Raw genomic sequence first — 13,790 nt, 5'->3', positions numbered from 1 at the left:
ATCTATTTTATCTATTCTTCTGTATATCAAAGTATAGTAGTAATAATAGTCCTATCAACAACTTGTTACTAACTTAAAATTCGGTAAAAATTGGTGTTGTTCAATTTGTGGATAAATATGTTAACAACTTCTGTATGCTATTGATTTTCTGTTATGATTTATGTGTATAAGTAAGATGTTCAGAGTGTTAGTAATTTTCTTTTATGGAAAATATTTTACCATCATGCATTGTTACATAACTATGTATATGTTGTTGAAAAAGTTGTTGATCAATTGTTGGTATTTTATATCAACAAATAATTCACAAATTAATTTGACATTATTCACATGCTTATTAAACATTTAATAACAGTTTTCTTGATAAATCTAATCTGAAAACGTTTTTGCCATTACAGAGAATAAATTGAGTAAAAAAAGAACCTTAGTAGAAAAAATAGCATATAGAATTTTTCTCTTCCTTTTCAAAAAAGCTTCTGTGTTGAAAAAGTGTGCGACTGAGGCATTAATGAAAGATCTGCCAGACCTTAATATATTTAATGGTCTATTAAAATTCCGCGATTGTGGTATAATGGATATAATGACTCCACGTACAGAGATATGCGCAGTAGACATTGAATCAAGCGAGCGTGAAATAATAAAGAAGATAAAAAACACTTGCCACACTAAAATACCAATTTATAGAAATAACTTTGATAACGTAATAGGCTTTTTTTATGTAAAAGATGTTATTTTTAATAGGGATAAAAATTTTAATCTGAGAAATATTATACAAAGCGTAATATTTGTTCCGCCCTCGATGAAGACAACTAATCTTTTTGTTAGGATGAACTCTTCTAAATCATGCTTAGCTATCGTATTGGATGAATATGGTGGAACTGATGGTTTAATTTCAATGACCGATCTTATAAAGGAGCTAATACCAAACATTGATAGTGAAAACGAAGTAAATTCAGAATATACCATTACTGAATTGTCTCAAAATAAGTTTGAAGTGTCAGCAAGGGCTCTTATAAAAGATATAGAAGAGGATCTAAAAATAGAATTACGTGACCCTGAAGAAGACTATGTTACACTTGGTGGTTTGATTCTTTCGATTGCTGGTAAAGTGCCTTCTGTAGATGAAGTCATTAAATATAAAAATGGTATGAAGTTTATCATCAAAGATGCAAATGAGCGCTACATTAATAAAATAGTACTAGACTTAAGTAATTACGAAAATTAGATTTGGTACCCCTTGTCGGAGAATGTCTTGCCTTGAAACGAAGAAAAAGTTGTAATAACCAAATATGCAACTCAAGTTATAGTTAAACCTATCTCCAGCAAATTATTTTCGCAAGTACAATGCATTTCAGTGTTATAGTACTCTAATAATAAAGAGGTCATATAGATATTAATATCTTTTGTATTTAAATTAGTGTCATTTTTTTTGATTAATTTGTCTATTAATGATTTGCTTATTGGTTTGTGTTCATTTAGTATTTTTATAGTTAATAGCATTTTATCTTCTGTTTGACTCAGTAAAACAGACACTAGTTCAACTTCCGCCACTGCACTGGCTATAGTTAGCACCATATTAGAAATTATCTTATTTATCTTTTCAATTAAATCTTCCTTATTTTCTGCAGAGTATGCGTCTATTTTCCACGTAAGCTTTACTTTTTTTTTAATAAATAATTTTCGATATTAGATTTGGTCTGATCAAAGCTGTAATTATCTGCTGAAGAAGAATATGCCTGCTTCATAACTTTATGTTTATATATTAAATCATCGGAGCTTTCTTTAAGCAACGACAACGCTTCCTTCTGCGCATCAGCATCGTTCTTATCTATTACTTCAAGCTCTTCCAAGCCAAACATTATTCCATTCATAGAGTTAGCAAAGTCATGAAGCAGCTGTCCTGATAGCAGTTCCGTTATTAACAGTATGTTTTTGGTATTTTTGTTCATTGGATAATTATAAATGATTTAAGTTACCCTATATTGGTAAGCATATAATAGTCAATTAAGAGAAAGTTTCGTTGCACTTTTTATATCAAGGCATTAATATAGTATTAACAATTTTAAAATTTATAGAAGGATTATGAATACTTATGTCAGATCAGGAATAGATCTTGAACTATATAATAAGTTAATAAAAGAAGTCAAGCCTATTGCTCAAGAAACTACTAGAGAAGAAGTAATCAGCGAAATAGGTTCATTTTCTGCGTTGTTTGATTTTGCTGCACTAAGTAAGAAATATGACCATCCAGTACTCGTTTCCTCAACTGATGGAGTAGGTACGAAACTGTTGATAGCTCAAGAAGTGAATAGGCATGATACTATAGGTATAGATTTAGTTGCAATGTGTGTAAATGACTTACTTGCACAAGGAGCAACGCCTTTATTTTTCCTTGATTACTTTGCAACAGGCGTTTTGAGCAAAGACGTTTTATTATCTGTGGTCCAGGGCATTGCAAAGGGGTGCAAGCAAGCTAAAATAGCATTGGTTGGTGGAGAAACTGCAGAAATGCCTGGAATGTATGGTAATAATCACTATGACCTTGCAGGGTTTGTGGTTGGTGTAGTTGATCGAAAGCAAATTCTTCCAAACTGTAGCATGATGAAAGCAGGTGATTATATAGTTGGCTTAGAGTCAAGTGGAATTCACTCAAATGGGTTTTCTTTGGTGCGCCATATTTTCAAAAGCTTAGGTATAAATTATAACGATACATCTCTATGGAATAATAAATCTTGGAGTGAAATACTACTTGAACCAACAAAAATATATGTTGATTCTTTGTTGCCTATTATGCCAAAGGTAAAAGGCATTGCACATATAACAGGTGGTGGCTTGATAGATAATATTCCGCGGATTCTTCCAAAAAACTTATTTGCAAACATAGACATTAATTCCTGGAAATGGCCAGATATATTTTTATGGCTAACAAAGGAGGGTAAAATAGAGAAGAAAGAAATGCTAAAAACATTTAATTGTGGTATTGGCATGGTATTGATCGTAGGTCCTGAGAATATGCAAAACGTGAAAAATCATTTCCAAAAACGTGGAGAAAAAATTGAAATTATTGGAAAACTTGATGAGGCATGTAACCCTCCACTTGATAGAGTAGTATTTAGTTAATCTAACTTTACTGACAGTCTTTTTGCAACTTCTAGGTACGCTTCCTTTAAATCTTCTAAATTCAAACGAAAGACGTCTTTATCTAGCTTTTTATAAGTATTTTTATCCCATAACCTGCAGTTATCAGGGCTGATTTCATCGGCTAAAATGATTTTAGTACTGTCATTTATTAATCTGCCAAATTCTAACTTGAGATCAACTAAATATATACTTGCATTTGAAAATAGGTGGACTAAGATTTCGTTGATTTTTAAAGTTGTAGTTTTAACTTCATCCATTTCTTTGCTAGATAGCCAATCAAAATACAGTATGTGATTTTCATTCACCATTGGGTCGGCTAGGTCATCATTTTTGTAAAAAAACTCGATTATAGGAGATGTAAGTGCCTCACCTTCTTTGATATTAAAACGTTTGCAAAAGCTGCCAGCTGCAACATTTCTAACTACCACCTCAAGAGGTATTATCTTGAGCTTTTTGACTAGCTGTTCTCTTTCGTTTAGAGTTTTTATAAAGTGCGTGCTAGTTCCTGCTTTCTCAAGTTTTTCCATGATAAAAGCACTAACATGATTATTAATTATTCCTTTGCCCTCAATAATTTCATATTTTTCCTTATTGAATGCTGTAACATCATCTTTAAAGTGCTGTATAACAGTTAATGGGTCTTCAGTTTCAATAATGGCTTTCGCTTTACCTTCGTATATCGTTTTATTCAGTGACATGCTTAATTTAACTATATATTATATCAATTTACTGTTTTTAGAGTATAGCCTCAAATAACTTAAAATAAACCTTAATGGCATTCAATGTTACAATATTAACCATATTTCCAGAAATGTTCCCTGGGTTTTTGAACTATTCTCTTGCCGGAAAAGCGTTAGAAAAAAAAATATGGAACCTTGAAGTAGTAAATATTCGTTCTTTTGCTAAAGATAAACATTCAACGATAGACGATGTTCCATATGGAGGTGGAGCAGGAATGGTTATGCGCCCTGATGTAATTGGTAGTGCAGTAGATAGTATGCTCTCTGTTCATAAAAACACTAAGTTTATTTACATGACTCCATCTGGCGCAAAGTTTAATCAGAATATTGCTAGAGAATTATTAGAGTTTCCTCATATAACAATATTGTGTGGTCGATTTGAAGGTATTGACCAAAGGATAATTGATGCGTATACTCCTTATGAGTTAAGTATCGGAGATTATATACTTTCAGGAGGTGAGCCAGCTGCGATGGTGGTTCTTGATGCATGCATTAGGCTTCTTCCAGGTGTAGTAAATAATTCCGATAGTATTACTGAAGAAAGTTTTAATTATGGTGGTGGTATGCTTGAATATCCTCAATATACTAGACCTGAGCAGTGGAAAGGATATAAAGTACCTGAGGTTCTGTTATCTGGCAATCACAAAAAAATAAGTGATTGGAGGCAGAAACAGTCTCAAGTTGTAACAAAAAAGCGTCGGCCTGAATTATTAGATGGAGAGATAAATGACAAATTTACTTGAAAAGTTCAATAAGCAACAAATGCAAATGTTAGCTAAAGAAGTACCAGAATTTCGTCCTGGCGATGATCTGAAGATTACTTTCAAGGTAGTTGATGGTGCAAGTGAGCGTATACAGATATTTGAAGGTGTATGTATATCAAAAAGGAACCGCGGGTTACATTCTTCTTTTGCGGTCAGAAAAGTAAGTCATGGAGAAAGTATAGTGTCTCAATTTTTTGTTTATTCTCCTGCACTGGTTTCAGTGCAAGTGACAAGAAAGGGAAAGGTTCGTAGAGCAAAACTGTATTATCTGTGCAAACTATTTGGAAAAGCTGCAAGGATCAAAGAGCGTACTACTTATATTAAAAAGAAATCTAAGTAGATAAACAGAGAGTGATGTCAATTGTGTCATCTCAGAACTCTCTCTTGTCATCCCAGTGCGTGATACACAACTGTACGAACATTGTGTTTGCCTCCCGCTGTGGTGTCATCCCAGTGCTCCGACACTGGGATCCAGCATTCATTATTCTCCTTTTGGTTTGTGCTTTCATGGAAAATGTAAAAATTATTTGCAGGCAAAGCCTGCTGGATCCCAGTGTCAAGCACTGGGATGACAAAAAAGGGGAAAGTTTTTTCAAATCCTCGTGTAAAGAAAAGTAAATGAGTATAAAGAAAAAATTCCTTAAATTACTTCAGTCAAGGCGTGTGCACGCTCGTATAAAAAGGAAAAATAAAAAGAACAGAGCATTACGCTTTTGCTCTTTCACGGCACTAGTTATCTCACTTGGCTGCCCTATATGTATATTGTTAAGTATATTAGTTAACTCTTACAGTGCCTTAACAGTAACGAAAATTTTATTGCCAATTGAAATAAGTGCTGATCTTACTTTAACAAATAATCCTGGTGATTTGCGGTATAAATCCATTGGCTTACTCAACGATTCTTTACGTAAGGTGTTTAAAGGAACTGATTTTAAAGACAGTGACGAAATTTTAAGTCGTAATTCTTACAAAGAACTAGAGAAATTTTTTCGTAAGAAAGTAAAAGATAGTGGTGAATATGAGATCTGGTTTACCGCGTCAAGTATAATTAATTCAATAAATAAAGATAAACATTTGAATGATCGTTATGCTAAATTACTTGATTGGCTAAAAGAAAAGAGGAGAGTGAAAAAATTTTTTAATAAGTCTTTATTCCTTAAATCTGACTCTCGTGAACCTGAAAATGCAGGGATTTTAGGAGCGTTTATCGGCTCATTGATGACAATTATAGTGTGCCTAGCATTAGCATTACCAATAGGAATTATGTCGGGCATCTGTCTTTACGAATTTATGCCTAAAAATAGGCTAATGACTAATATTGTAGAAATTAGCATAAATAATCTTGCTGCAGTGCCTTCAATAATATTTGGTGTAGTAGGCTTAACTCTCTATCTTGGCATATTTGGGCTACCACGCTCTTCACCACTTGTTGGTGGAATGACTCTTTCATTTATGATGTTACCTAATATTATAATTGCAACAAAAAATGCCTTTGCGAATGTTCCTATTACGATAAAAGATGCAGCGTTTGCGCTCGGTGCACCTCACATCAAGGTGATATTAGATCACTCTCTGCCGATTGCATTACCAAGAATAATACATGGTACTGTGCTTGCAATTGCAAGGATTTTAGGTGAATCTTCCCCTTTACTTATGATAGGTATGGTAGCATTTATTGCTGATACACCTACGTCCTTCTTCGATCCGGCAACTGTTCTACCTGTGCAAATATACATATGGTCAAGCAGTCCTGAAATTGCATTTGTTGAACTTGCTGCTATCGCAATTATAGCTTTATTATTGGTGTTATTTGCGTTAAATTTAGTAGCAAATTTTGTAAAAAAGAAATTCGAATTTTTTAATTTTTAGCAATTCATGAAAATCACAGTCCTATCTGGTTATGGCTTAAATTGCGAAAAAGAAACTGCATTTGCATTTATGGAATGCAGCAGAAAACTTGGTATTGGTAATATTGAAGTAAAAATCGTTCACATTAACGATATCATAGATAATCCAGGTGAACTGAAATTAAGCAATATACTTGCAATTCCAGGGGGTTTTTCCTATGGTGATGACACTGGTGCTGGTAATGCGTTTGCTTTACGTATTAAAAACAACTTGTTGGATGAGTTTCAAGAGTTTTTATCTAAGGACAAGCTGATTATAGGAATATGTAATGGTTGTCAGATATTAGTAAAGTTAATTCCAGAATTCTCTAGTCTAGCTTTAATCCATAATGATATAGGCAATTATCAATGCCGTTGGATTAGAGTGAGAGTTAATCCGCAGAGTAATTCTGTTTGGCTACGGGGCCTGAGTGAACTATATCTCCCTATTGCTCATGGGGAAGGCAAATTTTTTATGGATCAAGATATTTTGAACCAATTGATTGAGAGCAATTCCACCGCATTACGTTACATTGATGAAAATGGCAACTATGCTAATCTGCAATTTCCTCACAATCCGAACGGATCTACATATGACCTAGCAGCTTTATCAGATAAAAGTGGGAGAGTATTGGCTTTAATGCCCCATCCAGAAAGGGGAATATTTTTTACCCAGCAAGATAATTGGCCTCTTGAAAAAGAAAAATGTAAACGTTTAGGAAGTGCTATACCAAAATATGGCGATGGAATGCTTATATTTGAAAATGCACTAAAGTATTTTTGTTAAAATTTATTGATAGGGATTTATGGTCGAAATTATCCCCTGATATTGCAAAAAACTTGCTTGACAAGCCTTGCCAGCCCCCTTATCATGAAACTGAAGCTATTGTATTTGCTTTCGCCAATCTGCAGATTAAAAGGTAAGGATTACTTAATGTATCGGCGTCTTATGTTCAATTTTTTGCAGTATATAGATACTGTATGTCTTTACAAAACTTCATCTACATCTAGATTTTTATCTAAATAAGCTGAACGCGCTTATAAAGCGTTACAAGACATCAAAAAATGCCAATACTCGACAGAGATAGTAAAAGACTAGCTAACTCGGGGATTCTTTGTCTTTTTTTCTGCTTAGTAAATTTCTTAAACATTTGCAGCGTAAGTTAGTTGCAATTAAAAGCAGCTGAATTTCGCTTGTCAAGCGTTTAAAACATAAAAAACGCCAATATTTTAAAGCGGATAATAACCCCAGGGCTTCTTTTGCCTTTTTTTTCATTTGGTAAATTTCTTAACGTTTGTAGCTAACATGAAGCTAAGTACGAACTTTGTTAAACACAACAAATGGTGTCATCCCAGTGCTTGACACTGGGATCCAGTTGAGCTATTTCAACAAAAATACTGCATTTTGAGATGAACGTTCCAGACTTATTTACAAGTATAACAATTAAAGTCTGGATTCCAGTGTCAAGCACTGGAATGACACCGAAGGAGCTACTGGGATGACAGGGGAAGCTGACAACCGTCATCCCGCTGCTTGTTAGCGGGATCTAGAGATACCGCGGCGGTATGACGTAGATTGCTGTCATTCCAGTGCTTGGCACTGGGATCCAGCCTTTATTATGCAGCCACTTGGTTGAAATTAAGTCTTCTGGATCCCAGTGGGCTTTGTTGCATAGCAACCGAAAAAATCTGGTGGCTACTGACAAAATTCATTATAAATAACCATTTAACTGTTGAAGAAAAAATATGCCACAGAAAATGAAAGTCAGTAACCAAAACGAATATAACAAATTCCTTGAAAAAAGGGGAAATATTTTTCGTTACATCGATGAAGCTATCGAAAATTGGTATGAAAATAGTCCAAAAATGCAGGGCGGCAACTATATTTACAGTGATAAAGTCGTAATTTTGGTGCATATAATTGTCAATCTTTTTAGAATTGGTTTAAGACAAACGGTGGGGTTTATAAAAGGATATCTGCAACAAATAGGAAAAAAATTGGCAGTTATCAGCTATTCACAAGCATCAAGAAGGTTTAAAAAACTTAATATTAAGATAAATGATTGCAGGGTTGATAAAAGCAACATGGAAAATATTGAAATTATCATAGATAGCACAAGTATCAGCATTTACAGTAACACTCCTGGCCACAGTAAGGAAAACAGTGCAGATAGAAAGTACCGAAGCTACGAGCAAGTAAGAAAGTTACATGTTATGTTAAGTGTGAATAGTAAAAAAGCTATAGCTGCAAGATACAGTAATGGCGTCTACTCTGACCACTATGGAGCTTGCGATTTGCTTGAAGAAGTTAATTTTCAGCACAAAATTATATGCAGATAGGGCATACGATAGGCACAAACTTTATAAATTGTGTAAGAAATACGATATAAAGACAAAAGTTCTACCAAAAAAGGATGCAGCAGAACATTCAAAAATAGATTATATGTCTGACAGAAATGCTGCTATTAGGTTAATAAAATTATATGGACAAGATGGTGTAAAAGAGTGGAAAAAGGAAGCAATTTATGGAAAGAGATCTTACATAGAAGGATTTTTCTCAAGGTTGAAGCAAGTATTTGGATTTAGCTTTAGGAATAAATCTGAAGTAAATCGTGAAAAAGAATTACTAATTAAGTGCTATTTGCTCAACAAATTCACTGATATTGGTATGGCTAAATTTGAAATCATTACATAAATTTGTCGTAAACCATCACTGCTTAAGGTGCTATGCAACAAAGCCCACTGGAATCCAGCCTTTATTATGCAGCCACTTGGTTGAAATTAAGTCTTCTGGATCCCAGTGTCAAGCACTGGGATGACACCGAAGGAGCTACTGGGATGACAAGAAGAGGGCACTGGGATGACATCTTTCAACATTATATCATGAACAAAATCAACTTTCTAAAATTCATTGAGTTATGCTTTCAAACGGTGGTGCCGGGGTGTGAGTATAATGATTATCAGTACATAAAAGTCATAGCAGACAGGCTAGAAGCAGTGAGCGTTGGTGAAGTGAGGCGAATAATATTCAATATGCCTCCGCGTTCAATGAAGTCCCTGTGCGCTAGTGTTGCATGGCCCGCATGGATACTGGGAAATCAGCCAACCGCGAGGATAATAGTTGCAAGTTACTCTCGGCTGCTCAGCGAAAAGCACTCGCTTGATACAAGGTGCGTAATGCAATCTGGTTGGTATAAAAAGCTATTTCCAGAGGTAGAACTATCCAAAGATCAGAATACCAAATACAAATTCCAAACAGTGCAAAGAGGATACAGAATCGCAACATCAGTTGGAGGAACATTAACCGGTGAAGGTGGTGATTTCATCATCGTGGACGATCCGCTCAGTTCTGCTCAAGCTTTGAGTGAAATGTTTAGAAAGCGCGCTATAAACTGGTTTGATCAGACTCTAGTAACCAGGCTTAACGACAGAAAAAAAGGAGTAATCGTTCTTGTGATGCACAGGCTACATCAGGAAGATTTGACCGGACACCTTCTCTCCAAGCCAAAAAACATATGGCATCATATTTGTTTGCCAATGATTTCTGAAAATAAGCAGGTTATTTATTCAATCAAAAAGCCAATGCCTCCTGTTCCTGTCATCCGAGTAGCTCAGCACTGTGCGACCAGGCGGTTGTATAATAAACCAGCGTCACCTGTAAGGATATTATATTCAAGAGAAGAAGGTCAGTTGCTATATCCCCTCGATGGAGGAAAAGAAGAAGTTGAGATGATAAAGGCTGAACTTGGGAGTTATGCTTTTGCTGCACAATATCAACAAAATCCTCTGCCACTTTCAAGTGGTATAATTAAACGAAAGTGGCTGAAGCGCTATAGAAATTTTCCTGATAGTCTCTCGCATGTAACTCAAAGCTGGGACACTGCAGTTTCAACAAGCAGCATGAGCAACTTTAGCGTCTGCACCACCTGGACAAAAGTGGGCAATAAATTCTATTTACTCGATGTATATCGCGCAAAGCTTGAGTATCCAAAGCTTAAAGAGCAAGTTCTATCACTAGCTGCAAGATGGACGCCACACGCAATTTTAATCGAAGCAAAAACAAGTGGTCAGCAATTGGTGCAAGAGCTAAAAGCAAACAGTGATTTACCCATTATCGAAATAATGCCACATGATGACAAACTCACTCGATTTTATCAAATTGTTCCGATTATAGAGTCTGGCAAGGTTTTTCTGCCGCACCAAGCAGTATGGCTCAGCGATTTTGAGTATGAGATTTTAATGTTTCCTGAAACTCGACACGATGATCAAGTGGATAGTACCGTGCAATATTTGCAGTGGGTGAGAGATAGTAGCTCTAGGGTCGCAGCTTTACGGGCATTGTGATTTGAGTCTACCAGATCCAAGTAGTCAGCTACTTGCATGACACCCTGACAACCGTCATCCCGCTACGTGTTAGCGGGATCTATGCTAAAAGATACCACGGCGGTATGACGTAGGACTGCTGCTTGTTAGCTGATGAGATACCGCGAATGAATCGCGGTATGACGGTTCGCGGCGGCATGACGATAACCTTGTCATTCCAGCGCGTGACGCTGGAATCCAGCCTTTATTATGCAGCCTGCTTGGTTAAAATTAAGTCTTCTGGATCCAAGTAGTCAGGGCACTGGGATGACAATTACCTTAACAATTTCAAAAGAAGCCTAGTGAGCTATCAGCTATGTGTAGCTAACATTCTGCACGTCCATAAAAAACAAACCTTCTTTTTCGTCTTGAACGCTAATAATAGTGTGAGTGTTAAGAGGTAAAGGGTCATTTGTATGCCCATGGCCTACCCCTTTCATTGTAAATACAGGAAAGTTAACACTTTTTGCAAACCTTTCTTTTACAACTTCAACAAGATTATCATTATAACAGTTAACGAAATCCCCAAAGATTACTGCATGTACTCCATCAAAGATGTGGGCTTGCTTTAAGTGATCTAAACTGCGCTCTATTGCGTATGGGTAGACTCTTATGTCCTCTAAAAATAGAATTTTACCTTTCGCATTTATTTGCCAAGCAGTTCCTATACTGTTTTCAACTAAAGTCATATTACCACCGATGATTTTAGACTCTAATCTGCCATCTTTTAGTCTAATGCCATTATTTATCATTTTTAGGTTATCAAATCTGATAGAATCCCGCTTGTTAAGAATTAACTCTTTCAATTTTTCAACAGAGCTTTCAGAAACGGAGTTATTTACTATCATTTCCATCATGGTGCCATGAAGAGTTTGCCAATCATATTTGACTTGTAGATAGATGTGCAAGGCAGTTATATCGCTATAGCCTATGAGGATTTTTTTGTTTTGAGCAATCCTTTCTTTTTTATCATTGGGTAACTTTTCTAGATAGGGAATTAACCGAGAAGCCCCTTCTCCTCCTCTGATACACCAAATTATTTTACTATCATTAGTTAGTGCATTAATCAAATCATTTGCTCTGAATTCATCAGAGTTGGAATAAAATGGATTATCATTACTATATATTTTCTCCGAAATATGGGGATTAAAATCCAAAGCTTCTACATACCCTTTTATGGTAGTCAGATCTGATTCTTTTCCTTTCGAAGAAGGAGCAATAATATCAACTTGGTCGATTGCATGAATACCTGTGTTAGCACCATAGCTGTACGAACATTCATTTTTGAAGGTAAATTGCACAGCAAATGGTGTCATTCTAGTGCTTGACACTGGAATCCAGAAATTTTGCTTATAACTGAGCTGATGAGCTAAAGGTAGTTGTCTTACGCTAAAACAAACGTTTTTAATTAAGTTGCATAGAAGCTGGATCCCAGTGTCTGGGCACTGGGATGACACCCCACTGGTGGGAATTGCTCCCAAACTACAACGTTCGTACAGTTGTGTGTTAGCACATAAGGTAAGAATGAGATATAAAAGGTAAATGATCATTAAAATATCTTATAAAACTCTTTTTTTAGTATATCATCCAATTCAGAGAGTGGAACTTTCACTCCTAGTTCTTCCATTGACGTGACGCCATAATCTTGCAGTCCACAAGGAATAATACCCTTATAATGAGAGAGGTCTGGAAAGACGTTAAGCGCTATGCCATGATAAGTTACCCATTTTCTTAAACGGATACCAAAAGCTGCAATTTTTTTTTCTACTCCGTTATGGTTTACCCAAATACCTATTCTATCCTCTTTAAATTCTCCAAGTATATTAAATTGCTTTAAAACATTTATTATCCACTTACTTAGGTCTCTAATATATAGCTTTATGTCGCATTTATTTCTTTTTTTAAGGTTTAACATTAAATATATGATGCGCTGTCCTGGACCATGATATGTGTGTTTACCACCCCTTCCTGTTTTATATATAGGAAATAGTTTTTCAACAATATCATCATCTGTTGCACTGATTCCTGCAGTATAAAGTGGAGGGTGCTGGAGTAGCCATACTAATTCGTCTGCTGAATTATTGTAAATTTGTTGAATTTTTTCTTCCATGGATTTTATAGCACAGTTATAATCAATAAGCTGATTAGATATTAGCCATTCTGTCATATTCTATTTCTTTTTTTTTAGTATAGCAGTTCGTTTTTTCCTGTTATTCCAGTGTGTGACACTGAGCGCAGCCTTTCTTATTCCTAATATACTTAATACTAACTTCTGTGCTATTTCTCCTTAACAAACATAGTACATGACAAATGTTTAATTGTTTGTCAACACAGGTCCTCTTTACGTATAGGCAACTTTTTTTATTGAAAAATTCAGAAAAATGTTGTATAATTATTAGTAGATTTTAGGTAAAATATATGGCAAACTCAAAATTTAGCATAACTTTCAACAACGAAATTTCAGAGTGTCTTGCTGGACTGGCTAAAATAAGAAATAAGTCCATTAAAGAACTAACAGAGAAGCTAATACAAGAAGCAATTGAAAATGAGGAAGATAAAATACTAATTGAGCGTGCTGCTAAACGTAATGTTTCAGGTGTAAAGAAAATTAGAAGTGAGGATGTAGACTGGAATACAATATTATCTTCATAGAAAGCGTTCTTGAGAAAAACCTTCCAGCTCTTCCAAAAACAATAAGATTAAGGATCATAAATGCGATAAATAAGCGCCTTACAATTGATCCCATTAACCTTGGTGAGCCATTATATTACAGATTTAAAGGACAAAGAAGATTAAGGGTAGGTGATTATCGCGTTATCTATTCCGTAAATATTATAAAATATGAAGTGGTTATCACAGAGATAGGACACAGAAAAGATATTTATAAGTAAGTACATCAT

General features: G+C 35.2%; 20 protein-coding genes. 13 read left to right on the top strand and 7 right to left on the bottom strand.

What is annotated here, in order from left to right; all coding sequences use genetic code 11:
* Positions 1-403: 403 nt before the first annotated feature.
* The gene (locus ABWU69_RS07980; RefSeq protein ID WP_265026044.1) at positions 404-1,222 is read left to right on the top strand and encodes a transporter associated domain-containing protein; all 819 of its coding nucleotides are present in this window, start codon (positions 404-406) and stop codon (positions 1,220-1,222) included.
* 71 nt (positions 1,223-1,293) lie between these two features.
* Here the strand turns inward: ABWU69_RS07980 and ABWU69_RS07975 are convergent, their stop codons facing one another.
* Together ABWU69_RS07975 and ABWU69_RS07970 are read right to left on the bottom strand one after the other, a co-directional pair.
* Positions 1,294-1,530: a hypothetical protein gene (locus ABWU69_RS07975; protein ID WP_406832697.1), complete on the bottom strand. Its 237-nt coding sequence runs from the start codon at positions 1,528-1,530 to the stop codon at positions 1,294-1,296.
* Between the two features lie 122 nt (positions 1,531-1,652).
* Positions 1,653-1,946 (bottom strand): hypothetical protein, encoded by a 294-nt coding sequence (locus ABWU69_RS07970; RefSeq protein ID WP_353285164.1) that lies wholly within the window; start codon positions 1,944-1,946, stop codon positions 1,653-1,655.
* Positions 1,947-2,079: 133 nt separating this feature from the next.
* Here ABWU69_RS07970 and purM point away from each other — a divergent pair, with 133 nt between their 5' ends.
* The gene (gene purM / locus ABWU69_RS07965; RefSeq protein WP_265034836.1) at positions 2,080-3,117 is read left to right on the top strand and encodes a phosphoribosylformylglycinamidine cyclo-ligase; all 1,038 of its coding nucleotides are present in this window, start codon (positions 2,080-2,082) and stop codon (positions 3,115-3,117) included.
* Here purM and purC read toward each other — a convergent pair.
* Complete coding sequence (purC, locus tag ABWU69_RS07960) at positions 3,114-3,836, bottom strand: phosphoribosylaminoimidazolesuccinocarboxamide synthase (protein ID WP_265026041.1); 723 nt, start codon at positions 3,834-3,836, stop codon at positions 3,114-3,116. The two genes, purM and purC, sit on opposite strands and share 4 nt — an antisense overlap.
* Before the next feature lie 74 nt (positions 3,837-3,910).
* On the opposite strand from purC, the gene trmD reads away from it, so the two are divergent.
* The 5 genes from trmD to ABWU69_RS07935 are packed head-to-tail and all read left to right on the top strand — an operon-like array spanning position 3,911 to position 7,315.
* Positions 3,911-4,621, top strand: coding sequence for a tRNA (guanosine(37)-N1)-methyltransferase TrmD (gene trmD, locus ABWU69_RS07955; RefSeq protein WP_265026040.1), 711 nt, complete (start codon positions 3,911-3,913; stop codon positions 4,619-4,621).
* Entirely contained in the window at positions 4,605-4,982 is a 378-nt protein-coding gene (gene rplS, locus ABWU69_RS07950; protein WP_265034832.1) for a 50S ribosomal protein L19, read from the top strand. Before trmD ends, rplS begins: the two co-directional genes overlap by 17 nt.
* Before the next feature lie 23 nt (positions 4,983-5,005).
* Positions 5,006-5,260 carry a hypothetical protein gene (locus ABWU69_RS07945; protein WP_353285163.1) on the top strand — a complete coding sequence of 85 codons (255 nt, stop codon included), beginning with the start codon at positions 5,006-5,008 and terminating at the stop codon, positions 5,258-5,260.
* Positions 5,261-6,511, top strand: a complete 1,251-nt coding sequence (gene pstA / locus ABWU69_RS07940) for a phosphate ABC transporter permease PstA (protein WP_353285162.1) — start codon at positions 5,261-5,263, stop codon at positions 6,509-6,511.
* A gap of 6 nt (positions 6,512-6,517) precedes the next feature.
* A complete protein-coding gene (locus ABWU69_RS07935) occupies positions 6,518-7,315 on the top strand; it encodes a phosphoribosylformylglycinamidine synthase subunit PurQ (RefSeq protein ID WP_265034827.1) in 798 nt (265 codons plus the stop codon).
* A gap of 541 nt (positions 7,316-7,856) precedes the next feature.
* Here the strand turns inward: ABWU69_RS07935 and ABWU69_RS07930 are convergent.
* Positions 7,857-8,054, bottom strand: coding sequence for a hypothetical protein (locus tag ABWU69_RS07930; RefSeq protein ID WP_265034825.1), 198 nt, complete (start codon positions 8,052-8,054; stop codon positions 7,857-7,859).
* A gap of 21 nt (positions 8,055-8,075) precedes the next feature.
* Entirely contained in the window at positions 8,076-8,234 is a 159-nt protein-coding gene (locus ABWU69_RS07925; protein WP_353285161.1) for a WPE palindromic element domain-containing protein, read from the bottom strand.
* 40 nt (positions 8,235-8,274) lie between these two features.
* Between ABWU69_RS07925 and ABWU69_RS07920 the strand changes: the two genes are divergently transcribed.
* The 4 genes from ABWU69_RS07920 (at position 8,275) to terL (ending at position 10,872) form a co-directional block, all read left to right on the top strand.
* Entirely contained in the window at positions 8,275-8,868 is a 594-nt protein-coding gene (locus ABWU69_RS07920; protein ID WP_353284976.1) for a transposase, read from the top strand.
* Positions 8,810-9,223: a transposase gene (locus tag ABWU69_RS07915; RefSeq protein ID WP_353284975.1), complete on the top strand. Its 414-nt coding sequence runs from the start codon at positions 8,810-8,812 to the stop codon at positions 9,221-9,223. Before ABWU69_RS07920 ends, ABWU69_RS07915 begins: the two co-directional genes overlap by 59 nt.
* A complete protein-coding gene (locus tag ABWU69_RS07910) occupies positions 9,207-9,347 on the top strand; it encodes a hypothetical protein (protein ID WP_353285160.1) in 141 nt (46 codons plus the stop codon). Before ABWU69_RS07915 ends, ABWU69_RS07910 begins: the two co-directional genes overlap by 17 nt.
* A gap of 64 nt (positions 9,348-9,411) precedes the next feature.
* On the top strand, positions 9,412-10,872 hold the full coding sequence (gene terL, locus ABWU69_RS07905) for a phage terminase large subunit (protein WP_265035718.1): 1,461 nt from the start codon (positions 9,412-9,414) through the stop codon (positions 10,870-10,872).
* A gap of 332 nt (positions 10,873-11,204) precedes the next feature.
* Here the strand turns inward: terL and ABWU69_RS07900 are convergent, their stop codons facing one another.
* The gene (locus ABWU69_RS07900) at positions 11,205-12,206 is read right to left on the bottom strand and encodes an LD-carboxypeptidase (protein ID WP_265035717.1); all 1,002 of its coding nucleotides are present in this window, start codon (positions 12,204-12,206) and stop codon (positions 11,205-11,207) included.
* A gap of 233 nt (positions 12,207-12,439) precedes the next feature.
* On the bottom strand, positions 12,440-13,057 hold the full coding sequence (gene lipB / locus ABWU69_RS07895; RefSeq protein ID WP_265034823.1) for a lipoyl(octanoyl) transferase LipB: 618 nt from the start codon (positions 13,055-13,057) through the stop codon (positions 12,440-12,442).
* Positions 13,058-13,308: 251 nt separating this feature from the next.
* Here lipB and ABWU69_RS07890 point away from each other — a divergent pair, with 251 nt between their 5' ends.
* Both ABWU69_RS07890 and ABWU69_RS07885 read left to right on the top strand, forming a co-directional pair.
* Complete coding sequence (locus ABWU69_RS07890) at positions 13,309-13,542, top strand: DUF6290 family protein (RefSeq protein ID WP_010081986.1); 234 nt, start codon at positions 13,309-13,311, stop codon at positions 13,540-13,542.
* Entirely contained in the window at positions 13,518-13,781 is a 264-nt protein-coding gene (locus ABWU69_RS07885; protein ID WP_320157481.1) for a type II toxin-antitoxin system RelE/ParE family toxin, read from the top strand. The genes ABWU69_RS07890 and ABWU69_RS07885 overlap by 25 nt, the downstream gene beginning before the upstream one ends.
* Positions 13,782-13,790: the final 9 nt, after the last annotated feature.

This window comes from Wolbachia endosymbiont (group A) of Beris morrisii, from assembly GCF_964028185.1.
GTDB lineage: Bacteria > Pseudomonadota > Alphaproteobacteria > Rickettsiales > Anaplasmataceae > Wolbachia.
This window is presented reverse-complemented; position numbering and strand designations above follow the sequence as displayed.